This is a genomic window from Streptomyces sp. NPDC057307 (assembly GCF_042667665.1).
Lineage (GTDB): Bacteria > Actinomycetota > Actinomycetes > Streptomycetales > Streptomycetaceae > Streptomyces.
In genome coordinates, this window is sequence record NZ_JBHUZM010000036.1 from 37,920 (window position 1) to 61,873 (window position 23,954).

The window sequence follows — 23,954 nt, forward strand, 5'->3', positions numbered from 1 at the left end:
GATCGGTCGGTGACCTCACCCCAGCAGACACCCGATACGCATGGCCACTCGCACAGCCACGGACCGGCCGCGCCGGTCTCCAAGCATCTGCGCAAGGTCATCGCCGCGGTGCTGATTCCCTTCGCGACGGCCGTCGTTGTCGGACTCGTCGTGCTCTGGCCCGGTGGCGCCCCGGCGCACGAACGCACCGGTGTCGGCTTCGACCGGCAGACCGAGCAGGGCCGGGTGGTGAAGATCGAGCAGATCGACTGCAAGGACGTGAACGCCGCTCAGGTCCCGCCGACGGGCGACACGTCGACGCCGGAGGGGCGTGAGGCGCAGCGCGCGCAGACCGGGGACTGTGTGAAGGCGACGGTCGAGGTGACGAGCGGCAAGGACAAGGGGCGTACGTTCGTCGAGGTCGTCCAGCCGGACGCGCCCCGGCAGTTTCACGTGAAACAGGATGTCGTGGTCGCCTACGCGCCCGACGCGCCGCGTGATCTCCAGTACTCGGTCACGGACGTGGACCGCACGATGCCGATGGCGGTGCTGGCCGGGATCTTCGCGCTGGCGGTGATCGTGGTGGGGCGGCTGCGCGGGCTGATGGCGCTGGTCGCGCTCGTCATCTCGTTCGCCGTACTGACGCTGTTCATCCTGCCGGCGATTCTCCAGGGCTCGAATCCGCTGATCGTCGCGGTCGTCGGCGCGAGCGCCATCATGCTGATCGCGCTGTATCTGTGCCACGGTCTGACGGCCCGTACGTCGGTCGCCGTCCTCGGCACGCTGATCTCGCTGCTGCTGATCGGGCTGCTGGGCTCGGTGTTCATCGGCTGGGCGAGTCTGACGGGCAACACGGACGACAACACCGGGCTGATCCACGGTCTCTATCCGGAGATCGACATGAGCGGTCTGCTGTTGGCGGGCGTCATCATCGGATCCCTCGGTGTGCTCGACGATGTGACGGTCACCCAGACCTCGGCGGTGTGGGAGCTGCGCCAGGCGGATCCGACGATGGGGCCCCGCGCGCTCTACCGGGCGGGGATCCGGATCGGCCGGGACCACATCGCGTCGGTGGTGAACACGCTCGTACTGGCCTACGCGGGCGCGGCGTTGCCGCTGCTGCTGCTCTTCACGATCGCGGAGTCGAGCGTGGGGACGGTGGCCAACAGCGAGCTGGTGGCCGAGGAGATCGTACGGACCCTGGTGGGCTCGATCGGTCTGGTCGCGTCGGTGCCGGTGACCACGGCGCTGGCGGCGCTGGTGGTGTCGGCCGACCGGCCGGGGACATCGGGGGGATCGGCTACGGAGACCGCGTCAGGGGGGCCGTCGGGGGCGTCCTCGGGTCCGGCGGCGGGAGCGTCCTCGGGACCGCTGTCGAAGGCGTCCGTCCGGGCGCCGTTCCGGGGTCTGCGGGCGCGCGGCGGCGGCGGGCGGCGCCGTAAGGCGTAGCCCTCCGGCCCTTCGGGGGCGGCCGCCGGGGGGCGCTCAGCCCGCGTTCTCCTCCGCGAGGATGCGGCCGAGCGTCTCCTCCAGGTTGGTCTCGAAGTCCCCGAGCGCCATCTCCTGGCCGAGCGGGACCAGCCGGTCCGTGCGGTCGAGGAAGGCGACCAGCGGCGGTGCGCTGACCCGGAACAGGGCGTGCTCGGTGCCGACCTGCAGTCTGATGTGGACGTCGGACAGTTCTTCGGGCTCGGTCGGCGAGATGTAGACGTCGCCGTCGCCGCTGGGTTCGTTGATGCCGTCGACCAGCAGCTCGCGGCCGAAGGCCCAGGTGACCGGGGCGTCGCCGGGCAGATGGAACGTCATTCGCACCGCGTAGGGGTCCGCCGTCTCGTAACGGAGTTCCACGGGAATTCGGAATGAGAGCTCTTCGGAGACAAGGAAACTCATCAGGACTTCGGCCTGAACCAACTCGCGCATCATGTACCCCGCAGTGGATGACGGAAAGTTACGGAGAGTAAGAAATTCAGAGGGATTTCGGGGGTTTGAGGGGTGAAACGTCCGGTATTGATGCCCCTTGATCCTCTTCTTAATCGTCCAGCACGCAGTAACAGATCACAAGGAGTGATATTTCAGATACTGATAGAGAATTCCAGCGAGCCGATCATGTTTCCGATCTCTTTGCATAGCCGTTCGACAGCGGGAAGCAGTCTTTCCTCCTGATGCAGCGGCACGGACGTGGCGAGCGCCGCGATCGTCGCCCCCGCCCTGATCGGTACGGCGGCGCAGACCTGGCCGAGCACGTACTCCTGGCGCTCGAACACCGGTCCCGTACGGCCCATGGCGGCGAGGCGTGACAGCAGGGTGCGCCGGTCGGCGACGGAGAAGGGGGTGAGCGGGCCCACGGGGTGCCGGTCCAGATGGTCCCGGCGCGCGTCCTCGTCGAGCTGGCTCAGCAGACACTGGCCGATCGCGTGCGCGTGCGCGGTCTCGCGGAAGTCCGCCCATTCGGCGACGGCGGGGGTGGCGGGGCTGTCGGCCACCGCGACGATCTCGATCTCGCCCGCGCGGTAGATCGCGAAATACACCGGCGCCCCGATCACATCGCGGCAGTGCTCCATCGATTCGGCCATGGTGCGCCGGGCCCGGCCCAGCTGCGGTCCCGCACCGCTCACCAGGCGGTCCACCGCCTCCCCGAGGAAGAACACACCTTTCTCCCGGCGGAGATAGCCCTCGTGGGTCAGGGTCCGCAACAGGTGATAGGCGGTGGGGAGGGGGAGACCGGCCTCGCGCGCGAGCTGTTTCGCCGGGGCGCCGTTCGGATGTGCGCCGGCCGACTCCAGCAGGCGCAGCGCACGTCGCACCGAACCGATCAGGGTTGGGGCAGCTGACGTGGTCGCTGTGGCCAAAGGTCACCCCCAGGCGTACTGACGGGCGTGCGCCCGCTCGCGGGGGCCGCCCCCGCGCCTGCCACACCCTCGGGGGACCTCGAACAGAGTCCGAGGTCCGGCGCCGAGAACTCGCACAATGCGTTGGTCAAATCGACCATCGACGCTGTTTTCGCAGGATGTGGCAGAGGCTTGCCACTCTAATGGCAGCTTCTGAGGAGGGAGTGGTTTCGTCTCCGCCTTTCCCCCGCGCGGGCTAACGGCGAGGGGCGCGGCGCCGCCCGCCGCCCCCGTCGGGGGCGGCGCCAGGCGGCGGTGGTGGGCGGGCCGGGGGCCTACCAGTCGCCGCGCGAGGACGAGGAGGAGGTGAACTTCCGTACCGCGAAGACGAGCCCGCCGACCAGGGCCACCAGGATCAGGGCCTTGAAGACCAGCGCGATCACAAATCCGACCACGCTCGCGATCAGCCCGCCGAACACGACGAGAACGACCAGGGGCAACGCGATCCACTTCACCCACCAGGGCATTCCCGCGACAATCTCCCGTACCGCCATCGTCCTTACCTCGTTCCGTGAGTCCTGGGTCCCGACGTTCGTTCCGCTGCCTTCGATGCTAGAGCGGCGCGGGCCGGAGCGGAGGTTCCGGAGCCCTGGAACTCCCCTGATCCGACCCTGACGGAATCGTGAGGGTGGGCCTCAGCCCTCCGGAGGGGAGAAGACGACCATCACCCGCAGGTCCTCGGTGATGTGGTGGAACTTGTGCGGCGTACCGGCCGGGACGTACACGACGCTGCCCCGCCCGACCTGCGTCGTCTCCATGCCCACGGTGATCGCCGCACGCCCGCTCACGACGAAGTAGACCTCGTCCTGGCGGTGCGGCTGCTGCGGGTCGGTGGTGCCGGCGTCCAGCGCGTACAGGCCGACGGACATATTCCGTTCCCGTACAAACTGCAGATATGCCCCATCGTTGGCGGCACGTTCCGCCTCCAGCTCGTCAAGTCGGAATGCCTTCATGCCACGATCACACCATGAAGAATTTCCTAGTCAAGACGATCGCCAACGCGGGAGCGCTGGCCGTGGCGATCTGGCTGATCGATGACATCACCCTGACCGGCGACAGCACCGGCAAGAAGGCTCTCGCGCTGGTGGTCGTTGCGCTGATCTTCGGGCTGGTGAATTTCCTCGTCAAGCCCGTCGTCCAGTTGCTGACGCTGCCGCTGTTCATCGTCACCCTGGGGCTGTTCACCCTGGTCGTGAACGCGCTGATGCTGCTGCTGACCTCCTGGCTCGCCGACAAGCTCGACCTGAGTTTCCATGTCGAGGGCTTCTGGACGGCCGTGCTGGGCGGGCTCATCATCTCTATCGTGTCGTGGGCGCTGAACGTCGTGCTCCCCGACGACAAGGACTGATCGCCCGTGCAGCCGCAGGAGCCCGCGGAGAACGGGACGGGCACCGCGCCGGGTCCGGGCCACGAGATCGGGGACGGCACACGCGCCGTACGGGCCGGGCTGCCCGACCCGGTGAAGTACGAACCGACCATGCCGGGACCGGTGTTCGCCGCGCACTTCCATCTGCCGGGCGAGCCGACGGGCCCGTACACCTACGGCCGGGACACCAACCCCACCTGGACCCATCTGGAACGGGCCATCGGCGAGCTGGAGGCCCCCGGCCGGACCGTCGAGACGGTCGCCTTCGCCTCCGGGATGGCCGCGATCTCCGCGGTGCTCTTCTCCCAGCTGCGCACCGGCGACGCGGTCGTGCTGCCGGACGACGGCTACCAGGCGCTGCCGCTGCTGCGGGAGCAGCTCACGGCGTACGGCATCGAGGTACGGACCGCGCCCACCGGCGGCGACGCGCAGCTCGACGTGCTGCCCGGTGCCCGGCTGCTGTGGATCGAGACCCCGTCCAACCCCGGGCTCGACGTGTGCGACATCCGCCGCCTGGTCCGGGCGGCGCACGAGCGGGGCGCACTCGTCGCCGTCGACAACACGCTCGCCACCCCGCTCGGCCAGCGGCCCCTGGAACTCGGCGCGGACTTCTCCGTGGCCAGCGACACCAAGGGCATGACGGGCCACGGCGACATCCTCCTGGGGCATGTGACCTGCGAGGACCCTGAACTGGCTGCGGGCGTGCGGCGCTGGCGCAAGATCGCCGGGGCCATCCCCGGGCCGATGGAAGCCTGGCTCGCTCACCGGTCACTGGCCACCCTCCAACTGCGCGTCGACCGGCAGTGCGCGACCGCGCTGCTCCTCGCGCGGGCGCTGAGCGGGCGCGCCGACGTGAGCGGGCTGCGCTACCCCGGGCTGCCCGACGACCCCTCGCACACCGTCGCGGCCACACAGATGCGGCGCTACGGGTGCGTGGTGTCGTTCGTCCTGCCCGACCGGGATCACGCCGAGCGCTTCCTGGACGGGCTGCGGCTGGTGGACGACGCGACGAGCTTCGGCGGGCTGCGGTCGACCGCGGAACGGCGGGGGCGGTGGGGCGGCGACGCCGTACCGGAGGGCTTCATCCGGTTCTCCGTGGGCGCCGAGGACCCCGACGACCTCATCGCGGACGTGCTGCGCGCGCTGACGGAAGCCGGTCCCTGAACGGACCCCGCCGACCCCCGACGACCCCGTCGAAGGGCCCTCGCCGGGGAACGGACGGTCCGAGCCTCCCCCCTCGTGGCTCGGACCACCCATGGGTTCCACGCGCGAAGAACCACATGAGCAAGGCTAGTTGACTCTGCGTCAGTGTCCAATCACAGTAGCGACAGCCGCCTATCGACTTATTTATAGTTGGACGCTCCGGCGACGGGCCCTGGGACGGGTTCGCGTGGGGCCGGAAGTTGAGGAGGGCTGCCATGGACCTGGCCCTGCTGCGCACCTTCGTCACCGTCCACCGAGCCGGCTCCTTCACCCGCGCCGCCGCCCTGCTCGGGCTCTCGCAGCCCGCGGTCACCGGCCAGATACGCACGCTGGAACGCCAGTTGGGGCGCCCGCTGTTCCTGCGGCAGGCCCGTGGTGTCACCCCCACCACCATCGGCGACGAACTCGCCCACCGCGCCGCGCCCCACCTCGACGCCCTGGTCGAGATCACCGAGACCGGGCTCGACGACGAGTCCGGGGTCCGGACGCTGCATCTCGCGGGGCCGCCGGAGTTCACCTCCGTACGCGCCCTGCCCGCGCTCACCCCGCTGGTCAGCCAGGGCCTCACGCTCCGCGCCTCCTTCTTCGCCAACGCCGAGGAGACCCTGGACGGCCTCGCCGCCGGCCACCACGACCTCGCCATCGCCACCGCCCGGCCACGCGGCGGACTCCTCACCGCGACCCCGCTGTGCGACGAGGAGCACGTCCTGGTCGCTTCGCCCCGCTGGGCGGCGCGGCTGGGCCACGACGTGCTGCGCAAGGGCCACGTCGTACTGGAACAGCTGCCGGTGGTGGAGGTCCACGAGTCCCTGCCGCTCGTCTCCCGCTACTGGGCGTCGGTCTTCGACTCCCGGCCGGCCGCCGCGGGCGCCGTCATCGCACCCGATCTGCGCGCCGTCCTGGAGAGCACGGCGGCGGGCGCCGGACTGGCCGTACTGCCCCGCTATCTGTGCGAAGCCGCACTGGAACGCGGCGAGATCGTCGCCCTCTACGACCCGCCGGTGCCCCCGCTGCGCACGTACTTCCTCGTCGTACGCACCGGCACGCTGGCCCTGCCGCACATCGCGCGGGCGCACGAATGGCTGCTGCGCGCTTCGGTCGACTGGTGACCACCGGGCCCGAGGGAGTTTCGACCCGGCCGTATCGGGCCACGCTCTTCCCATGACCGAACGGCCCGTCGTCAAGCGCACCGCACGCGCCATCCTGCTCGACGGCGACCATCTCGTCCTGATCAAGCGCACGAAGCCCGGTGTGGATCCGTACTGGCTGACTCCCGGCGGCGGGGTCGAGCCGTACGACGCGACCGTCGTCGACGCGCTGCACCGCGAGGTGGACGAGGAGCTGGGCGCCAAGATCACCGATGTCGTGCCCTGCTTCGTCGACACCGTCGAGCACATCGCGGACCGCGGCGTCACCGGCGTGAAGGTGCAGCACTTCTTCGTCTGCCGGCTCACCTCGATGGACCCGTCGCTGCGGCACGGGCCGGAGATCGACGAACCGTCCGGGGAGTACGAGATCGTACGGGTGCCGTTCAGCCGGGTCGGGATCGCGGCCGTCCATCTCGTACCACTGTCGCTGCGGCACTATCTGGACGGCAACATCGAGGGCGTACGGGCGATGCACGCGCCTGACCTAGCCTGATCTGCCCTGGCCCGAGCTGTCCCGGCCCGATCTGCCCTGGCCTGACGGGCTTTATGTACGTGGGTACGGGCCCAGCAGCGCGAACGCCTCGCGCAGATCGCCGCCCGTGTACGTGTGGGTGGCGAGCCCGGCCAGATGGTGGTCCGCGTTCACCGACACCGCACGGGGTACGGAGGCGAAGATCGCCGCGTCGGACATGGAGTCCCCGAAGGCGACGCAGTCGTCGAGCCGCACCCCGAACCGCGCGCACAGCTCGTTCGCGATCCGGACCTTGGCCGCCGTGTCGAGAATCCCCGCCCGGTCCACCGGCTGTGTGAACGGCAGGACCGGCCAGCGTGAGCCGTGCGTGGCGTGCGCGCCCCACGGCAGCAGACGTTCCACGAAGAAGTCCGGCGAGAGCGTGATGACGGCGCAGTAGTCACCCCGCGCGCGGATGTCCGCCCAGACCTCCCGGATCCCGGCCAGCCACGGAGCCCCCTCGAAGGCCGCCTCCACCTGGGCGTCGGTGAGTTCCGCCCACAGCTCCCTGGCTCGTACGGCGAACTCGTCCGGAGCCAGTCCGGCGGTCAGGAACTCGCGCTCCAGCTCCGCGATCTCGGCACTCACCCCGAGCTGCCGGGAGATCTCGACAGCGGCGGCCGATCCCCGGATCAGCGTGCCGTCGAGGTCGAAGAGGTGCAGGGTGCGCGGGCGGGGGTGACTTTGGGGGTGCGGGTGCGGGCGGCTGTCGGCGCGGGGGTGGCTGTCACCGAGGTCGCCGAGGTCACCGATGTTCTTCCCGGGGCTGTCCATGTACGCCGAGGTTAGTACGGACGGTTACTCCCCCCGTCAGACGCCCTCCGGCTCGAATCACGACACCGTGTTTCACGTGAAACCACTCAAGCGGCCCGCCCGCCGGGCACTCCTCGTCGTCCATGTCGCCGTCTCCGTGAGCTGGCTGGGCCTCACCCTTGGCCTGCTGACGCTTGGTATCACCGCGTACACCACCGGCGACGCCACCCTCACCGAGTCCTCCTACCGCGCGATGAAGGTCTTCGCCGACTGGCTGCTCGCGCCCGTTGTCGTGATCACTCTCGTCAGCGGTCTGGTGCTCTCCCTCGGTACGCCCTGGGGGCTCGCCCGCCACCACTGGGTCTGGATCAAGTTCTGGATCACGCTGGTCACCGGTGCCGCGACGATCTTCGCGCTGCGGCCGGGGATCACGCAGGCCGCGGAGAGCGGCGGTGTGCCCGACATCAGTCTGGTCGCCGCGCCGTCGGTGGCGACCGGCGCGTATCTCTTCATGACCGTCATCTCGGTGCTGAAGCCCTGGGGGCTGACGCGCCGCGGGCGGCGATTCCGGGCGGCCACGGCCGACCGCCGCTCGGGCCGTGCCGGCCGTAGGACGTCGGAGGAACGCCTCAGCCCGGCCGCCTGAGCGGCGGCGGACCGACAGGGCCCGGAGGAGGTGCCCGTGTCCGCGCGGCCGGCCCCGGCGTAATCTGCGAACCATGAACGATCTGCACATACGGCCGGCCGACGCCGGTGACCTCCAGGAGATCGTGGCGATGCTCGCCGACGACCCGCTGGGCGCGGCGCGCGAGTCGCCGGACGACCTCACCCCGTACCTCAAAGCCTTCGAGCGGCTCGCCGACGACCCGAACCAGTACCAGGTCGTCGCCGAGCGCGACGGACGGGTCGTCGGGACGCTGCAGCTGACGATCATCGCGGGCATCTCCCGCCGGGGCGCGACGCGCTCGATCATCGAGGGCGTGCGCGTGCACGCCGACGAGCGCGGCTCCGGCCTCGGCACCCAGCTGATCCAGTGGGCCATCGACGAATCCGGGCGCCAGGGCTGTCAGTTGGTCCAGCTGACGTCCGACGCGTCGCGTACGGATGCCCTGCGCTTCTACGAGCGGCTCGGGTTCACCGCGTCCCATGTGGGCTTCAAGCTGATCCTGGAGACCGGGGCCTAGGGCCTGTCCGGCCGGGGGTGGGCCGGGATCGGTGCGGCTCGTCCGGTTTCACGTGAAACATCACAGACCGCGCCAGCCCTGCTCGTCCACCCCGCCCGGGACGGCGTCCCCCGGCTCGTACGGTTCGCGGGTGTAGACGAAGGAACCCAGGTCGAGATGGCTCACCTGGCCGTCCGGGCGGCGGACGACCTTCAGCGTCTCCCCCGTGTAGTAACCGTCCAGCCCTTTCCAGGTACCGTCCGGCTGAGCCACGAAGCGGGACCGGCGGCCCGCCGCGCGCAGCGGATTGAAGTCCAGGCCCCGGTCCGCCGTCAGCCGCAGGACGAACGGAGTCGCGCCCCAGTACCAGGGGCCGGTCAGCGCAAGCAGCTCCTGGTCGACCTCGGGCAGTGGCCGCCACGGCTCGGGGATACGGGGCTCCGCCTCCGCCACGATGTTGATGAGTTCGGCGGCGACGGTGCCGACGAACGGTCCTGAGGTGGCGTTGGCGAGCGTGACGGCGACCAGTCCGTCCTCGACGCTCACCCAGAGCGCGGCGACGAAGCCCGGCAGCGAGCCCGTGTGTCCGGCGTACGTACGGCCGCCCCCGTGGACGAGCTGCACACCGAGCCCGTAACCGCCGGCCCAGTTACCGTCCTCGGGGGGTGTGGCGGGCGTCCGTGCCTCCCGTACGGACGCGGCGCTCAGGACCCGGTCGTCGCCCTCGGCGAGGAACGCCCCGAAGCGGCACAGATCGTCGGCCGTCGACCAGAGCTGGCCCGCCGGGGCCATCAGGCCCAGATCCTCCGCCGGTTCGGGCAGGATCGCGTCGGCCCAGGGATGCACGGCGAAACCGCCGGCCGCCGGGGCGACGGGCTGGGTGCTCGTACGGTGCATCGACAGCGGCTCCAGAACCTCCCGCCGCAGCACCTCCTCCCAGGACGCGCCACGCACCGCCTCGATGAGCGAACCGAGCAGCGTGTAGCCGGGGTTGGAGTAGTGGTGCAGCCGGCCGGCGGGGTGCAGCACGGGCAGCTCGCCCAGTACGTCGGCCAGCTCGGGGCGCGTCGTGCCCGGTGTGCGCTCCCACCAGGGGGCGGGCGCCTCGGCCGCCAGACCGGCTCCATGGCTGAGGAGTTGGGCGATGGTGACCTCGCCGACCCCGGTGCCGGGCAGATGCCTCTCCAGCGGGTCCGCCAGATCGAGCAGGCCCTCGTCACGCAGCCGCAGCACCAGAACGGCGGTGAAGCACTTGGTGATCGAGCCGATCCGGTACTGGGTGTCCGTGTCCGGCTCGTGCCCGTCCACACAGCTGCGTCCGCCGGACCAGACGGTGCGTCCGTCGCGCGCGACGGCGCCGACGAGCGAGGGGGCGCGGCCCTCGGACTGCGCGGTGGCGACGCGGTGTCGCAGGGCCCGTCGCGTACCGGGGAGAAGCTCTTCGAAAGGTGAGGTCATGGTCCACATCTATCGGTAGAGGCCCCCCGCGTCGACCACATTTCCGCCTGTCCGGGGCCGGGGTCGTACTTTGGTCGGCGGCGCGTCGGCCAAGAGCCATACCTTGGACCGGCACGGCTGAACAGAAGACGGATTACCCGCCCGGGGCCCCGCTCCTAGCGTCGAGGCATGACAGCCGAGACGACGGACGCGAACAGCGCCGAGACGACGAACGCGCCGCCCCGCGGAGGCGCCCGGCCTTCGGAGCGCGCGCTCGCGCCCGATCTCGCGCGCGGGCTCATGCTGCTGTTCATCGTGCTGTCGAACACCGCGTTCCATCTGTGGGCGGCCCGGTACGGGCCCTCGGGCTGGCAGCCCGTGGACGGCGGATGGCTCGACCGGGCCGTCCAGTTCACCATGATCACCGTCCTGGACCTGCGGATCTATCCGCTTTTCGCCTTCCTCTTCGGCTACGGGATGACGCAGCTGTTCCTCCGTCAGAAGGCCGCGGGGACCGACGAGCGCGCCGCCGTCGGACTCCTGCGCAGGCGCAGCCTGCTGCTGATCGTCATCGGCCTGCTGCACTCCACCCTGCTGATGGCGGGCGACATCGTCGCCTACTACGGCCTGTTGAGCCTCGCCCTCGGCCGGCTCTTCCTCCGGCGCGGCGACCGTGCGCTCAAGTGGTGGATGTGGATCGGGGCGACGCTGATGGCGATCAGCGCCGCGCAGCCGATCGTGACGGTGCTGCTCCAGGGCGATCCGGGGGCCGTGGGAGACGCCGGCGCGGAGCCGGGCGCCGACGCGTACGCGGCCGGCGAGGAGAGCTGGCTCGCCGCGGCCGGCACCCGCATGGTCGCCGGAGCGTTCGTCACCTTCGTCGCCGCCCCCGCGTCCCTGATCGGCGGCGCCTACGTCATCTTCCTGCTCGGCTTCTGGGCGGCGCGGCGGCGGATCCTGGAGGAGCCGGGACAGCACCTGCGGCTGCTGCGCCGTACCGCCGTCATCGGCATCTCGGTCGGCTGGCTCGGCGGCCTGCCCGCCGCGCTGGCGCATGTCGGCGCGATCAGCGTCCCGGACGACGCGCAGAGTGAGTCGGGGGTCCTCACCGCGCTCAGGGACATCACCGGCAACGCGGCCGGACTCGGGTACGTCGCCGCCGTCGCGCTGTTCGCGCACTGGTGGACCCGGAGGCAGGACCGGCGGTGCGCGCGAGCCTCCGAGGCGGTGCCCATGGTGATGGCGGTGATGGCGGTGTCGGCGGTCGGCAGACGCTCGCTGTCCTGCTACCTCACGCACTCGCTCATCTTCGCCCCGCTCCTGGCGGCGTGGGGGCTGGGACTCGGCGAACATCTGACGAGCGCCACGATGGCGCTCGTGGCGGTCGGAGTCTGGCTGGTCACGGTGGCGGGGGCGTACGCCCTGGAACGCGCGGGCCGCCGCGGGCCGGTCGAGGCCCTGCTACGACGACTGATGTACCGGTCCTGAGCGGGCCGTACCCCAGGCTCTCCCCATACCTCAAGTTCTCCTCTGAACTGCCGTCTCCCCAGGGCCCGTTCCGGGCATCGCCGCCATACTGACGAAAGACGACATCAGGGACGGGGGCTCCTGTGCGGACCATGATCCGGCGGCGCGTTTCGGCGGCCGAACGACGACTCGAAACGTACGAAGTGGCCTATCTGGCCGGTGGACCTCAACGCGTCCTGGAAGCCGCGCTCTTCGCGCTGCGGGACCGGGGGGCCGTCACGATCGTCGGCCCCCAGGTGCGCGCGGTCGAGGACGGCGGCGGACTCGCGGAGCCGACGGGGCACGCGGTCGAGCACCTGGCGCAGCACGCGGTCGAACGGGCGGTCCTCGCGAGTTGCCCACGGGGGAGAAACGTGGCGGTCGTCGCGGCGGCGGTACGCGGCGGACCGGAGGTCGCGGAGATCAGACGCGAACTGGTCGCCCTCGGTCTGCTCACCCGCGCGCGTCACCGGCCCACCCGGGCGGGTGCGCACCGGCTGGACGCGGCGAGGCAGGAGGGCGCGTTCCCCGCGTACGTCTTCGACGGCCCGCCCGCCCACCAGGACCGACGGCTGCGCCGCGTCGTCGCGGGTACGTCGATCCCCGCCGGTCTGGGACGGTCGCTGATACGCATGGGCAAGGCCACCGACCCGGACCACGACTACGACACGGACTACGGGTCGGGATCAGACTCAGGGTCGGACTCGGGTACGGGTTCGGGCTCCGACACGTACTCCTCGTCCTCGGATTCCGGCGGCTTCAGTTGCGGAAGCGGCGGGGGCGGCAGCTACTAGGGGCGCCCCGGCGACCGGCGGCCGGTCAGTCCGTGACCTTGATCTTCTTCATGGTGGGCTGGGAGATGACGCGCGCGACGCCGGGGATCCCGATGACCTTGCCGGTCTGGAAGGCCTCGTACGCGGCGTAGTCGGCGACCAGGACACGCAGGTAGTAGTCCGGGGTGCCGAACACGCGCCGGAACTCCACCACTTCCTCGTACGCGGCGATGGTCGTCTCCAGCCCCTCCAGGGTCTTCAGGTCACTCACGGACACCTCGATGGAGACGATCACCTCCAGCCCCCGGCCCGCCGCCTCGGGGTTGATACGGGCGCGGTAGCCGGTGATGACCCCGGTCTCCTCCAGCCGTTTCACCCGGCGCAGACACGGCGGGGGTGTCAGGCCGACCCGGTTGGCCAGCTCGACGTTGGTCAACCGCCCGTCCTGCTGGAGGTGGAACAAAATGTCACGGTCGACCTGATCAAGTTTTCGTTCGTTGCCCATGAGGTGATTCTAGGGACATATTTCGAAACCATATAAGCCGCATTTCTTCCTAGAATGTCTCTCATGGCGACTCCACCGGCCACCTCCCTCACCCCGTCCGTGTGGTCCGACCTGGCCCCGGCGCTCAAGGACTCGGGATCGGTCGGGCTCGGTGCCTTCCCGATGGGCGTCGCCTTCGGCATCCTGGTCGCGCACTCCGGTCTCACCTGGTGGTGGGCGAGCGTCTTCTCCGGCCTCATCTACGCCGGTTCGCTGGAGTTCCTCTTCCTCGGCCTGGTCCTGACCGCCGCACCGCTGACACAGATCGCGCTGACCGCGTTCCTGGTGAACTTCCGGCACGTCTTCTACGCCCTGTCCTTCCCCCTGCACCGTGTACGGGGCCGGGCCGCGAAGGCGTACAGCACCTTCGCCCTCTCCGACGAGGCGTACGCGGTCACCGCCGGTGAGACCGCCCAGACCTTCGCGAGCCGCCGCATCCTCTGGCTCCAGGCGCTCATCCACCTCTACTGGGCCGGCGGCGCGACAACCGGCGCCCTGCTCGGCTCGGTGGTCCCCGCGCACCTCACCGGCCTCGACTTCGCGGTCACGGCCCTCTTCACGGTCCTGGCCATCGACGCGTTCCGCGCGCGCCGCGACCTGCCCACCCCGCTGCTGGCGCTCGTCTGCGCGCTCGTGGCCCGCTTCGTCTTCCCCGGCCAACTGCTGCTGACCGCCTTCGTGTTCTTCACCGTCGGCCTGCTGGCCCGCTACGCCCTCCTACGGAGGAAGGCCCCCCGCCATGCCTGACACCGGCTATCTGATCGCCGCGGTCGCCACCGCCGTCGCCGTCACCTGGGCCCTGCGCGCCCTGCCCTTCGCCGCCCTCGCGCCCCTGCGGTCCAGCCCGCTGATCGCCTTTCTCAATGCGGCGATGCCGGTCGGCGTGATGGTCATCCTCACCGCGTACACACTGCGCGGCTTCGACCCGCACCTGCCGCGGCAGGCGTGGCCGACCGGCCTGGCACTCGCCCTCACCGTGGCTCTGCACCTGTGGCGGCGCAACGTGCTGCTCTCCATCACAGCCGGCACCACCGCCCATGTCGTCCTCGCCGGCGCCGTCTTCACCTGAGGCTCACGGTGGTCTCCCGCCCCACGCGCGACAACTTCTCGGGATTGCGTACGTTGTAGATGCCGGAGATGCGACCGTTCTCGACCCACACCGCCAGCACGCCGTCGATCTCCCCGTCGACTCGGAAGAGCCACCCCGGGCCGCCATTGACCTGCACCGTCTCGACCGACCCTTCGACGCCTCGCTCGTGCCGGCCGGCGGCCAGCAGACGAGCGACCTTCTCGCCCCCCACGACGGGCCTCAGCAGGGCGTGTCTGACTCCGCCGCCGTCGCTCAGGGCGACGACGTCCGGCGCGAGGATGTCGAGCAGGCGCTGCAGGTCGCCGGTTTCGACCGCGCGCCGGAAGGCCAGGAGTGCGGCTCGGCTCTCACGCGAAGCTCGCCGGCCCCACCTTCCAGGAGTGGCTCGACGGAAACTGAGACCCGACACCGCGACGGCTCACGGCAGCTCACGACGGCTCAGGTCTGCGCCATGTCCACGAAGCGCGAGTAGTGGCCCTGGAACGCCACCGTGATCGTCGCCGTCGGGCCGTTACGGTGCTTCGCCACGATCAGGTCCGCCTCGCCCGCGCGAGGTGACTCCTTCTCGTACGCGTCCTCCCGGTGCAGCAGCACCACCATGTCCGCGTCCTGCTCGATGGAGCCCGACTCACGCAGGTCGGAGACCATCGGTTTCTTGTCCGTGCGCTGCTCGGGGCCACGGTTCAGCTGGGAGAGCGCGATCACCGGCAGCTCCAGCTCCTTCGCCAGCAGCTTGAGGTTTCGCGACATGTCCGAGACCTCCTGCTGGCGGCTCTCCGCGCGCTTCGAGCCGCCGGACTGCATCAGCTGGAGGTAGTCGATGACCACCAGCTTCAGTCCGTTGCGCTGCTTGAGCCGGCGGCACTTGGCGCGGATCTCCATCATCGACAGGTTGGGGGAGTCGTCGATGTACAGCGGTGCCTGCGAGACGTCCGGCATCCGGCGGGCCAGCCGCGTCCAGTCCTCGTCCGTCATCGTGCCGGAACGCATGTGGTGCAGCGCCACCCGCGCCTCCGCCGAGAGCAGGCGCATCGCGATCTCGTTGCGCCCCATCTCCAGGGAGAAGATGACGCTGGGCAGGTTGTTCTTGATGGAGGCCGCACGCGCGAAGTCCAGCGCGAGGGTGCTGTTGTGGGTGGGGATCATCGAACGGGTCGCGAGATACAGATGCGCGGCGTTGTCCACCTGGACGCAGCGGACCGGGACGCTCTCGACCTCCTGGACGTCCGTGATGAAGCGCCGCTCCGGCTGCGAGGTCTCCGGGCGACTCCGGGCGCGCCGGGTCTGCTCCTTCGCGTCGTCCGGCCGGAACACCTCGTCGGTGGTCGTGAAACTGACCGTGCGGTACGTGGAGTACGTGGCGGGCTCCTCCGGCCCTCCTTCGACCCGCTCGGTCGACATCCCGCACCGGTACCCGAGGCTCAGCACCAGCTCATGGAAACCCTCGGCGAGGGCGCGATCCGTGACGGCGAACCGCACCGATCCGGTGCCGCTCACGGTGCCTTCGGTGTCGAGAAGACCGGCGAGGAGCGCCCGGCGCTGCGAGACGGAGGCCCGTAGATACTCCTGGGGGATGTGCCTGTTCGCCAGGACTCCCATGTCGCCGAGCAGTTCGGGGTCCGCCGTGGTGGGTCCCGCCCCGTCGCCGGCTCCGTCGCCGGCCAGCCACGCGCCGAGCGCGTAGGGAGGCACCGGCAGATCGCGCTCGGGCAGGTCGAGCGGCGCGGCTGTCCGTACGGAATGGTTCAGGCGCCGGTCGGACGTGAGGCACCGGACCGTCCCGGCGATCTCCTTGGTGGTCTTGACCGACGATCCGCGCGCGGTGCGGGTGTCCGTGAGCCACTGGTGGTCGGCGTCGGCGACAACGCTCGCGCCGTCGTCGAAAGTGATCCTGAAGCAGGGGCGGTCACGCATGACATCGGTCGCGGCCACCACACGTGTCGGCCGGCCCGCCGCGTCGAGGAGGAGGTCGCCCGGCCGTACCTCTCCCATGGTGGTCCAGCCGGTGGGGGTGGGCAGCGGGGTGTCCAGGGCGAGGGCCTTGCCCATGGCGGGACGGGCCGCGATGACGATCATCTGGCCCGGGTGCAGCCCGTTCGTCAGCGAGTCGAAGTCCGTGAACCCCGTCGGCACACCCGTCATCTCACCGCTGCGTGAACCGATCGCCTCGATCTCGTCGAGCGCGCCCTCCATGATGTCGCCGAGGGGCAGATAGTCCTCGCTGGTGCGCTGCTCGGTGACCGCGTAGATCTCGGCCTGGGCGGAGTTGACGATCTCGTCGACGTCGCCGTCCGCCGCGTATCCCATCTGCGTGATCTTGGTGCCGGCCTCGACGAGACGGCGCAGCACCGCGCGCTCGTGCACGATCTCCGCGTAGTACGACGCGTTCGCGGCCGTCGGCACCGACTGGACCAGCGTGTGCAGATACGACGCTCCGCCGACGCGGGTGATCTCACCGCGCTTGGTCAGCTCGGCGGCCACCGTGATGGGGTCGGCCGGCTCGCCCTTCGCGTACAGGTCGAGGATCGCCTGGAAGACCGTCTCGTGCGCGGGGCGGTAGAAGTCGTGGCCCTTGATGATCTCCACGACGTCGGCGATGGCGTCCTTGGAGAGCAGCATGCCGCCGAGCACGGACTGTTCGGCGTCCAGATCCTGCGGGGGCACCCGCTCGAAACCGGGTGATCCGCCGTCCCACGCGGCGTTGTCCCTGCCGCGCTCGTGCTGCTCCTCGCGGCCCCTTCCCTCACCCCGGCGCTGGCGGGAGACCGGCAGACGATCGCTCGGACCGGCCTCGGTCCAGGGGTCGTCCAATGGCTCGGGGATGCTCATCCGGCCACCTCCTCCCGTCCGCCAAGCGGACCTCGCCGTGCCACTCTTTCTACGGCACGACACTGACAAATCGAGTGGCCTGACTCCGGTTCCGGCGCGTCGGACGTCGGTCCACGGTAGGCCCGCGGGGACCGTCCGCCAATCTGGTTATCCACAGGCCATGTGGACGAAGGCCCATATGCTGTGGAGAACTCCGGCGAACCTGTGCACGGACCGGGGGACAGCACTGTGGACAACCCCGCGACCCTCCCGCCACACCGCCATTGACCTGGCCTTTCTCCATCCACCGGCTGTGGGGGAGAAAAACTTTTCAAGCTGGTCCAAGATCCGAGCAAACGGCGCACAGCAGCGCCCGAATCTCATCAGCCGGTAAGGATCGCTACTGCATTGCATCTCTTACCTGTGGAAGATTAGATTGAGCGCATGACACAGGTCCCCACGACCGCCGGGTCCGGACCCGGCGACGGAGTCGACAGCCGGTCCAAGGCCGGCCGCCGACGGCACGATCGCGAGATCGTCGCGCTCGCCGTACCCGCCTTCGGCGCCCTTGTCGCCGAGCCTCTTTTCCTGATGGTCGACAGCGCGATCGTCGGCCATCTCGGTACTCCGCAGCTCGCCGGTCTCGCGATAGCGGCGGCTCTCCTGACCACGGCCGTGAGCATCTTCGTCTTCCTCGCCTACGCCACCACGGCGGCGGTCGCGCGCCGCGTCGGCGCGGGGGATCTTCAGGCGGCCATCCGGCAGGGCATGGACGGGATCTGGCTCGCCCTGCTGCTGGGCGCCGCCGTCATCGCCGTCACCCTCCCCCTGGCGCCCTGGCTCGTCGGCATCTTCGGTGCCTCGGACACCGCCGCCCCGTACGCGATCACCTATCTGCGAATATCCAGCCTCGGTATCCCGGCCATGCTGGTCGTCCTGGCGGCGACCGGCGTCCTGCGCGGCCTCCAGGACACCCGGACCCCGCTGTACGTCGCCATCGGCGGCTTCGGCGCCAACGCGGTCCTCAACGTGGTGCTCGTGTACGGCGCCGGGCTCGGCATCGCCGGTTCCGCCTGGGGCACCGTCATCGCCCAGTTCGGGATGGCCGCCGCCTATCTGGTGGTGGTCGTACGAGGGGCCCGCCGCCACGGCGCCTCGCTGCGGCCCGACGCCGCCGGTATACGGGCGAGCGCCCACGCGGGCGTCCCCCTGCTCGTCCGTACGCTCTCCCTGCGCGCGGTCCTGATGATCGCCACCGCCGTCGCCGCCCGCCTCGGCGACGCCGACGTCGCCGCACACCAGATCATCCTGTCGCTGTGGAGTCTGATGGCCTTCGCGCTCGACGCCATCGCCATCGCGGGACAGGCGATCATCGGGCGGTATCTGGGGGCGAACGATCCCCGGGGCGCCCAGGACGTCTGCCGTCGCATGGTGCAGTGGGGCGTGGTCTCCGGTATCGGGCTCGGGGTGCTCATCGTGCTGGCGCGCCCCTTGTTCATTCCGCTCTTCACCGGCGATCAGGTGGTCCAGGACACCTTGCTCCCGGCGCTTCTGGTGGTGGCGGTGACGCAGCCGATCGCGGGCATCGTCTTCGTCCTGGACGGTGTGCTGATGGGCGCGGGCGACGGCCCCTATCTGGCACGGGCGATGGTCGTCACGCTGGCAGTCTTCGCCCCGGTCGCCCTGCTGGTGCCGGTGTTCGGGGGCGGACTCACCGCTCTGTGGTGGGCCATGACGCTGATGATGGCGGTCCGCCTGGTGACGCTGTGGCTGCGCACCCGGTCCGGCCACTGGCTGGTCACGGGCGCCACCCGCTGACCGGAGCCGGACGGGCCCGACTCCCGCTCCCGTTTCACGTGAAACAGAGGGCCGCACCCCCGGCTGGGGTGCGGCCCTCTCGCTGTCTGCCGGCCACCGGGCGGACCCGGTGGACCAGTGCGGTCGGAACCCTAGGCGGGCACGACCTCGACGCCGAACTTCGCGGCGACCTCGGGGTGCAGACGCACGGACACCTGGTGCGAGCCCAGGGTCTTGATCGGCGAACCGAGCTCGATGCGGCGCTTGTCGACCTCCGGACCACCGGCGGACTTGATCGCCGAAGCGAGGTCGGCCGGGGTGACGGAGCCGAAGAGACGGCCGGCGTCGCCGGAGCGAACGGCCAGTCGCACCTTCACACCTTCGAGGCGGGCCTTGATCTCGTTGGCCTGCTCGATGGTGGCGATCTCGTGGATCTTGCGAGCACGACGAATCTGCTCGACGTCCTTCTCGCCACCCTTGGTCCAGCGGATCGCGAAACCACGCGGGACCAGGTAGTTGCGGGCGTATCCGTCCTTGACGTCGACGACGTCGCCGGCGGTGCCGAGGCCGGTCACCTCGTGAGTGAGGATGATCTTCATGATTAAGTCACCCTCCCCTTATCGCGCGGTGGACGTGTAGGGCAGCAGCGCCATCTCACGGCTGTTCTTGACTGCCGTGGCGACATCACGCTGGTGCTGCGTGCAGTTGCCGGTGACGCGGCGGGCACGGATCTTGCCGCGGTCGGAAATGAACTTCCGCAGCATGTTCGTGTCCTTGTAGTCCACGTACTGGGTCTTGTCCTTGCAGAATGCGCAGACCTTCTTCTTAGGCTTGCGCACAGGCGGCTTCGCCATGGTGTTTCTCCTGTGTGATCAAGAAAGTGGGAGCGAGCTGCCCTAGAAGGGCGGCTCGTCCGAGTAGCCGCCGCCGGAGCCGCCGGAACCGCCGGAGCTTCCGCCCCAGCCGCCTCCGTTACCCCCGCCGCCCTGCGGCTGCTGCGGGGCACCGCCGGCCGGCGCGCTGGTCGCCCAGGGGTCGTCGGAGGATGCTCCGCCGCCCTGCTGGCCACCACCGGGACCGCCGCCCCAGTTGCCGCCGCCCTGCTGCTGACCGCCGCCACCGCCACCGCCGTAACCGCCCTGAGCACCGCGACCGGTGGTCTTGGTGACCTTGGCCGTGGCGGTCTTCAGGCTGGGGCCGACTTCCTCGACGTCCAGCTCGTAGACCGTGCGCTTGACGCCCTCGCGGTCCTCGTACGACCGCTGCTTCAGACGGCCCTGCACGACGACGCGCATACCCCGCTGAAGCGACTCGGCGACATTCTCCGCCGCCTGACGCCAGACCGAGCAGGTGAGGAACAGGCCATCGCCGTCCTTCCACTCATTGGTCTGCTTGTCGAAGATGCGGGGAGTGGACGCGACACGGAACTTCGCGACCGCCGCACCGGACGGGGTGAAGCGCAGCTCGGGGTCGTCGACGAGATTGCCGACGACCGTGATGACGGTCTCGCCTGCCATTGGGTGAACCTCTCGGCGGGGATTGCTTCTGCTGCTGGCTGCTACTCGGACCCGATGACCGCTGAGCTAGAAGCTCAGTGGGTCTCGGGACGGAGGACCTTGGTCCGGAGGACCGACTCGTTCAGGTTCATCTGTCGGTCGAGCTCCTTGACGATCGCGGGCTCAGCCTGCAGATCGATGACCGAGTAGATGCCCTCGGGCTTCTTCTTGATCTCGTAAGAGAGACGACGACGGCCCCAGGTGTCGACCTTCTCCACCTTTCCGTCGCCCTCACGGACGACGGAGAGGAAGTTCTCGATCAGCGGGGAGACTGCTCGCTCCTCGAGATCGGGGTCGAGGATGACCATCACCTCGTAGTGACGCATGTGGAACCCACCTCCTTTGGACTCAGCGGCCACGGTCGTTCCGTGGCAGGAGGGTCGTGATGCGTGAGCAACGGTATCGGCGGCCACTGACAATCCCGCTCGTCGAGCGATGATCGCCTTCTGGCCTGGGCAGACACCGGTGCAGACCGTACAGACTACCTCTTGACCGGCTTCCGGTTGAAATCCGGCCGGGTACGGACGCACTCTGTACACATCGGGTGTGGGCGGCGCTACGATGCGCCGCCTTCCGGCAAGGCGCCAGGAGGTGCCCCATGGCACAGGCAATGCAAACGAAGACGACCGGTTCTCTCTTCGCCAGCGACCACCGCCCCCATCCCCTCCAGGACATCCTGCTCTGGGTGACCGCGGTACTGGGCGTCACCGCCTTCGTCTCGGGGATGTTCGACAACCTGCATCTGCTCAGCTCCTGGACGGGGCTCATCGGCATCCTCACGGGTCTGTACAGCCAGTTCGTCTCGGTGACGACCCATGAACGGTTCGCGACGCTCATGGGCCTGGGCTCCGCCGCGGTCGGCTTCTACCTCGGCATGGCGCACGGCGGACTGTTCGGCGGTGTGCTGGGCTGAGACGGGCCGCGACGCCCGCTCCGCCCCGTGGCCAGCCGGGGCGCTCCATCGGCAAGTAGGCTTCGGCGCGAGAGCCGGAGCCCCCCTACTCCATGGGGACACATCTGCGAGGAGCGCCCCGCATGACCCTGACGCTGAGCACCATCAGTCGCGAGCAGCATCTGGCATACATCCAGAGCCTGCCCGCGGCCAGCCACTGCCAGGTCCCCGCGTGGGCGGACGTGAAGACGGAGTGGCGCTCGGAGAGCCTGGGCTGGTTCGACAGGGACGGCCAGTTGGTGGGCGCCGGGCTGGTGCTCTACCGGCAACTGCCCAAGATCAAGCGGTATCTGGCGTATCTGCCCGAGGGCCCGGTCATCAACTGGTACGCCCCGAACCTGGTCGACTGGCTCCAGCCGATGCTGGCGCATCTGAAGAACCAGGGCGCGTTCTCCGTGAAGATGGGCCCGCCCGTGGTGATCCGCCGCTGGGACTCGGCGGCCATCAAGTCGGGGATCCAGGACCAGGACGTCAAGCGGCTGCGTGACGTCGAGGCCACCCACATCGAGCCGCGTGCCTTCGAAGTCGCCGACCGGCTCCGGAAGATGGGCTGGCAGCAGGGCGAGGACGGCGGGGCCGGCTTCGGAGACGTACAGCCGCGCTACGTCTTCCAGGTGCCGCTGGCCAACCGCTCGCTGGACGATGTCCTCAAGGGCTTCAACCAGCTGTGGCGGCGCAACATCAAGAAGGCGGAGAAGGCGGGCGTCGAGGTCGTCCAGGCCGGCTACAACGACCTGGAGGAGTGGCAGCGGCTGTACGAGATCACCGCCGAGCGCGACCACTTCCGGCCGCGGCCGCTCTCGTACTTCCAGCGGATGTGGACCGTCCTCAACTCCGAGGACCCCAACCGCATGCGGCTGTACTTCGCCCGGCACGAGGGGGAGAACGTCGCCGCCGCGACGATGCTCATCGTGGGCGGCCACGTCTGGTACTCCTACGGGGCGTCGGCCAACCACAAGCGGGAGGTCCGGCCGTCGAACGCGATGCAGTGGCGGATGCTCCGCGACGCGTACGCGATGGGTGCGACCGTCTACGACCTCCGCGGGATCTCGGACTCGCTCGACGAGACGGATCACCTGTTCGGTCTCATCCAGTTCAAGGTCGGCACGGGTGGCGAGGCCGTCGAGTACGTGGGTGAGTGGGACTTCCCGCTCAACAAGCTGCTCCACAAGGCTCTGGACATGTACATGTCTCGCCGCTGACCCCGCACCTGTGGACAGCGGAGTGCCGGTGGTCAGCAGGCTGCGGTGCCAGACACCGGACAACCCCGCCAGCGCGCCCGACAAGACCAATAATTGCGTAAGGCTCCCAAGGCCCCCAAGAACGTTCATATCCTTCATACACCGCAGCCACGAGAAAGGTTCCGGACCGGCATGGCGCTCTCCCTCTACGTCGACACCGCGCGCTGGCGGGCGCACCAGAAGTCGGTCATTGACCAGTTCCCGGGCCTGGTCCCGGTCTGCAAGGGCAATGGCTACGGCTTCGGCCACGAGCGGCTCTCCGAGGAGACCTCCCGCTTCGAGTCCGACATCCTCGCCGTCGGCACCATCTACGAAGCCGCCCGTATCAAGGACTGGTTCAGCGGCGACCTGCTGGTCCTGACCCCCTTCCGCCGCGGCGAGGAGCCCGTACCGCTACCCGACCGCGTCATCCGCTCCGTCTCCTCGGTCGACGGCGTCTTCGCCCTGGTCGGCGCCCGTGTCGTCATCGAGTGCATGAGCTCGATGAAGCGCCACGGCGTCCGCGAGGAGGAGCTGGGCCAGCTGCACGCGGCCATCGAGGACGTACGCCTCGAAGGCTTCGCCCTGCACCTGCCGCTCGACCGTACGGACGGGTCCGACGCGGTCGAGGAGGTCATCGGCTGGATGGACCGGCTGCGCGCGGCCCGGCTCCCGCTGCACACCATGTTCGTCAGCCACCTGCGCGCCGAGGAACTGGCCAGCCTCCAGCGGCAGTTCCCGCAGACCCGGTTCCGCGCCCGCATCGGCACACGGCTGTGGCTCGGCGACCACGACGCGACCGAGTACCGGGGCGCCGTGCTGGATGTGACGCGCGTCGTCAAGGGCGACCGGTTCGGCTACCGCCAGCAGAAGACCGCCTCCGAGGGCTGGCTGGTGGTCGTCGCGGGCGGCACGTCGCACGGGGTGGGACTCGAAGCCCCCAAGGCGCTGCACGGCGTGATGCCGCGTGCCAAGGGCGTGGCGCGCGCGGGCCTGGCCACGGTCAACCGCAACCTCTCGCCGTTCGTGTGGTCGGGCAAGCAGCGCTGGTTCGCCGAGCCGCCCCACATGCAGGTGTCGATCCTGTTCGTGCCGGCCGACGCGCAGGAGCCCAAGGTGGGCGACGAGCTGGTGGCGCATCTGCGCCACACGACGACGCAGTTCGACCGGCTGGTGGACCGCTAGGCCGGCCTGTCCGGCGGATCAGGCCGCCTCAGTACGCGAGGGCCGGACGGGCCGACAGCCCGTCCGGCCCTTCAC

At 69.7% G+C, this 23,954-nt stretch carries 28 protein-coding genes; 15 read left to right on the forward strand and 13 right to left on the reverse strand.

Annotated elements, in window-relative coordinates; genetic code table 11:
- The first annotated feature begins 9 nt into the window (after positions 1 to 9).
- Entirely contained in the window at positions 10 to 1,428 is a 1,419-nt protein-coding gene (locus ACFUN8_RS15955) for a YibE/F family protein (RefSeq protein ID WP_383636862.1), read from the forward strand.
- A 36-nt stretch (positions 1,429 to 1,464) separates the two neighbouring features.
- Here ACFUN8_RS15955 and ACFUN8_RS15960 read toward each other — a convergent pair whose 3' ends face one another.
- From ACFUN8_RS15960 to ACFUN8_RS15975, 4 genes are all read right to left on the reverse strand, one after another.
- Positions 1,465 to 1,899 carry an SsgA family sporulation/cell division regulator gene (locus ACFUN8_RS15960; RefSeq protein ID WP_354606476.1) on the reverse strand — a complete coding sequence of 145 codons (435 nt, stop codon included), beginning with the start codon at positions 1,897 to 1,899 and terminating at the stop codon, positions 1,465 to 1,467.
- 152 nt (positions 1,900 to 2,051) lie between these two features.
- Positions 2,052 to 2,783 carry an IclR family transcriptional regulator gene (locus ACFUN8_RS15965; protein ID WP_383636866.1) on the reverse strand — a complete coding sequence of 244 codons (732 nt, stop codon included), beginning with the start codon at positions 2,781 to 2,783 and terminating at the stop codon, positions 2,052 to 2,054.
- 359 nt (positions 2,784 to 3,142) lie between these two features.
- Entirely contained in the window at positions 3,143 to 3,361 is a 219-nt protein-coding gene (locus ACFUN8_RS15970; RefSeq protein WP_383636869.1) for a DUF5326 family protein, read from the reverse strand.
- A 141-nt stretch (positions 3,362 to 3,502) separates the two neighbouring features.
- Entirely contained in the window at positions 3,503 to 3,820 is a 318-nt protein-coding gene (locus ACFUN8_RS15975) for a cupin domain-containing protein (protein ID WP_354606451.1), read from the reverse strand.
- Positions 3,821 to 3,834: 14 nt separating this feature from the next.
- Here ACFUN8_RS15975 and ACFUN8_RS15980 point away from each other — a divergent pair, with 14 nt between their 5' ends.
- The 4 genes from ACFUN8_RS15980 to ACFUN8_RS15995 all read left to right on the forward strand — a co-directional run bounded on the left by ACFUN8_RS15980 (position 3,835) and on the right by ACFUN8_RS15995 (position 7,077).
- On the forward strand, positions 3,835 to 4,215 hold the full coding sequence (locus tag ACFUN8_RS15980) for a phage holin family protein (protein ID WP_383636872.1): 381 nt from the start codon (positions 3,835 to 3,837) through the stop codon (positions 4,213 to 4,215).
- Between the two features lie 66 nt (positions 4,216 to 4,281).
- On the forward strand, positions 4,282 to 5,397 hold the full coding sequence (locus ACFUN8_RS15985) for a cystathionine gamma-lyase (RefSeq protein WP_383636930.1): 1,116 nt from the start codon (positions 4,282 to 4,284) through the stop codon (positions 5,395 to 5,397).
- A 254-nt stretch (positions 5,398 to 5,651) separates the two neighbouring features.
- Positions 5,652 to 6,545 (forward strand): LysR family transcriptional regulator, encoded by an 894-nt coding sequence (locus tag ACFUN8_RS15990; protein WP_382562211.1) that lies wholly within the window; start codon positions 5,652 to 5,654, stop codon positions 6,543 to 6,545.
- A 52-nt stretch (positions 6,546 to 6,597) separates the two neighbouring features.
- Positions 6,598 to 7,077: an NUDIX domain-containing protein gene (locus ACFUN8_RS15995; protein ID WP_383636876.1), complete on the forward strand. Its 480-nt coding sequence runs from the start codon at positions 6,598 to 6,600 to the stop codon at positions 7,075 to 7,077.
- A 51-nt stretch (positions 7,078 to 7,128) separates the two neighbouring features.
- On the opposite strand, the gene ACFUN8_RS16000 is transcribed toward ACFUN8_RS15995, so the two are convergent.
- Positions 7,129 to 7,869 (reverse strand): HAD family hydrolase, encoded by a 741-nt coding sequence (locus ACFUN8_RS16000; protein WP_383636879.1) that lies wholly within the window; start codon positions 7,867 to 7,869, stop codon positions 7,129 to 7,131.
- 76 nt (positions 7,870 to 7,945) lie between these two features.
- On the opposite strand from ACFUN8_RS16000, the gene ACFUN8_RS16005 reads away from it, so the two are divergent.
- Together ACFUN8_RS16005 and ACFUN8_RS16010 are read left to right on the forward strand one after the other, a co-directional pair.
- Positions 7,946 to 8,494: a DUF2269 domain-containing protein gene (locus ACFUN8_RS16005; RefSeq protein ID WP_383636882.1), complete on the forward strand. Its 549-nt coding sequence runs from the start codon at positions 7,946 to 7,948 to the stop codon at positions 8,492 to 8,494.
- Between the two features lie 73 nt (positions 8,495 to 8,567).
- Positions 8,568 to 9,032 (forward strand): GNAT family N-acetyltransferase, encoded by a 465-nt coding sequence (locus ACFUN8_RS16010; RefSeq protein ID WP_383636885.1) that lies wholly within the window; start codon positions 8,568 to 8,570, stop codon positions 9,030 to 9,032.
- A gap of 60 nt (positions 9,033 to 9,092) precedes the next feature.
- On the opposite strand, the gene ACFUN8_RS16015 is transcribed toward ACFUN8_RS16010, so the two are convergent.
- Positions 9,093 to 10,469 (reverse strand): serine hydrolase domain-containing protein, encoded by a 1,377-nt coding sequence (locus ACFUN8_RS16015; protein WP_383636890.1) that lies wholly within the window; start codon positions 10,467 to 10,469, stop codon positions 9,093 to 9,095.
- A 168-nt stretch (positions 10,470 to 10,637) separates the two neighbouring features.
- Between ACFUN8_RS16015 and ACFUN8_RS16020 the strand changes: the two genes are divergently transcribed.
- Positions 10,638 to 11,936 (forward strand): DUF418 domain-containing protein, encoded by a 1,299-nt coding sequence (locus tag ACFUN8_RS16020; RefSeq protein WP_383636893.1) that lies wholly within the window; start codon positions 10,638 to 10,640, stop codon positions 11,934 to 11,936.
- A 131-nt stretch (positions 11,937 to 12,067) separates the two neighbouring features.
- Positions 12,068 to 12,748, forward strand: coding sequence for a TIGR04222 domain-containing membrane protein (locus tag ACFUN8_RS16025; protein WP_383636896.1), 681 nt, complete (start codon positions 12,068 to 12,070; stop codon positions 12,746 to 12,748).
- Positions 12,749 to 12,773: 25 nt separating this feature from the next.
- On the opposite strand, the gene ACFUN8_RS16030 is transcribed toward ACFUN8_RS16025, so the two are convergent.
- Entirely contained in the window at positions 12,774 to 13,232 is a 459-nt protein-coding gene (locus tag ACFUN8_RS16030; RefSeq protein WP_383636899.1) for an Lrp/AsnC family transcriptional regulator, read from the reverse strand.
- A 63-nt stretch (positions 13,233 to 13,295) separates the two neighbouring features.
- Between ACFUN8_RS16030 and ACFUN8_RS16035 the strand changes: the two genes are divergently transcribed.
- Together ACFUN8_RS16035 and ACFUN8_RS16040 are read left to right on the forward strand one after the other, a co-directional pair.
- A complete protein-coding gene (locus ACFUN8_RS16035; RefSeq protein ID WP_383636902.1) occupies positions 13,296 to 14,018 on the forward strand; it encodes an AzlC family ABC transporter permease in 723 nt (240 codons plus the stop codon).
- A complete protein-coding gene (locus ACFUN8_RS16040; RefSeq protein WP_383636905.1) occupies positions 14,011 to 14,340 on the forward strand; it encodes a branched-chain amino acid transporter permease in 330 nt (109 codons plus the stop codon). The genes ACFUN8_RS16035 and ACFUN8_RS16040 overlap by 8 nt, the downstream gene beginning before the upstream one ends.
- Here the strand turns inward: ACFUN8_RS16040 and ACFUN8_RS16045 are convergent.
- Together ACFUN8_RS16045 and dnaB are read right to left on the reverse strand one after the other, a co-directional pair.
- Positions 14,333 to 14,770, reverse strand: coding sequence for a hypothetical protein (locus ACFUN8_RS16045; RefSeq protein ID WP_383636908.1), 438 nt, complete (start codon positions 14,768 to 14,770; stop codon positions 14,333 to 14,335). The two genes, ACFUN8_RS16040 and ACFUN8_RS16045, sit on opposite strands and share 8 nt — an antisense overlap.
- Before the next feature lie 29 nt (positions 14,771 to 14,799).
- Positions 14,800 to 17,190, reverse strand: coding sequence for a replicative DNA helicase (gene dnaB / locus ACFUN8_RS16050; RefSeq protein WP_383636911.1), 2,391 nt, complete (start codon positions 17,188 to 17,190; stop codon positions 14,800 to 14,802).
- A gap of 423 nt (positions 17,191 to 17,613) precedes the next feature.
- Between dnaB and ACFUN8_RS16055 the strand changes: the two genes are divergently transcribed.
- A complete protein-coding gene (locus ACFUN8_RS16055) occupies positions 17,614 to 18,987 on the forward strand; it encodes an MATE family efflux transporter (RefSeq protein WP_383636914.1) in 1,374 nt (457 codons plus the stop codon).
- Between the two features lie 131 nt (positions 18,988 to 19,118).
- Here the strand turns inward: ACFUN8_RS16055 and rplI are convergent, their stop codons facing one another.
- The 4 genes from rplI to rpsF form a co-directional block, all read right to left on the reverse strand.
- The gene (rplI, locus tag ACFUN8_RS16060) at positions 19,119 to 19,565 is read right to left on the reverse strand and encodes a 50S ribosomal protein L9 (protein WP_023540280.1); all 447 of its coding nucleotides are present in this window, start codon (positions 19,563 to 19,565) and stop codon (positions 19,119 to 19,121) included.
- An 18-nt stretch (positions 19,566 to 19,583) separates the two neighbouring features.
- Positions 19,584 to 19,820 carry a 30S ribosomal protein S18 gene (gene rpsR / locus ACFUN8_RS16065; RefSeq protein WP_003967857.1) on the reverse strand — a complete coding sequence of 79 codons (237 nt, stop codon included), beginning with the start codon at positions 19,818 to 19,820 and terminating at the stop codon, positions 19,584 to 19,586.
- Positions 19,821 to 19,862: 42 nt separating this feature from the next.
- Positions 19,863 to 20,483 (reverse strand): single-stranded DNA-binding protein, encoded by a 621-nt coding sequence (locus tag ACFUN8_RS16070; RefSeq protein ID WP_383636919.1) that lies wholly within the window; start codon positions 20,481 to 20,483, stop codon positions 19,863 to 19,865.
- A 74-nt stretch (positions 20,484 to 20,557) separates the two neighbouring features.
- Positions 20,558 to 20,848, reverse strand: coding sequence for a 30S ribosomal protein S6 (gene rpsF / locus ACFUN8_RS16075; protein ID WP_023540278.1), 291 nt, complete (start codon positions 20,846 to 20,848; stop codon positions 20,558 to 20,560).
- A gap of 272 nt (positions 20,849 to 21,120) precedes the next feature.
- On the opposite strand from rpsF, the gene ACFUN8_RS16080 reads away from it, so the two are divergent.
- From ACFUN8_RS16080 to ACFUN8_RS16090, 3 genes are all read left to right on the forward strand, one after another.
- Positions 21,121 to 21,435: a hypothetical protein gene (locus ACFUN8_RS16080; RefSeq protein ID WP_383636922.1), complete on the forward strand. Its 315-nt coding sequence runs from the start codon at positions 21,121 to 21,123 to the stop codon at positions 21,433 to 21,435.
- Between the two features lie 122 nt (positions 21,436 to 21,557).
- Complete coding sequence (locus tag ACFUN8_RS16085) at positions 21,558 to 22,676, forward strand: peptidoglycan bridge formation glycyltransferase FemA/FemB family protein (RefSeq protein WP_364778758.1); 1,119 nt, start codon at positions 21,558 to 21,560, stop codon at positions 22,674 to 22,676.
- Positions 22,677 to 22,847: 171 nt separating this feature from the next.
- Complete coding sequence (locus ACFUN8_RS16090; RefSeq protein ID WP_354605030.1) at positions 22,848 to 23,879, forward strand: alanine racemase; 1,032 nt, start codon at positions 22,848 to 22,850, stop codon at positions 23,877 to 23,879.
- Positions 23,880 to 23,954: the final 75 nt, after the last annotated feature.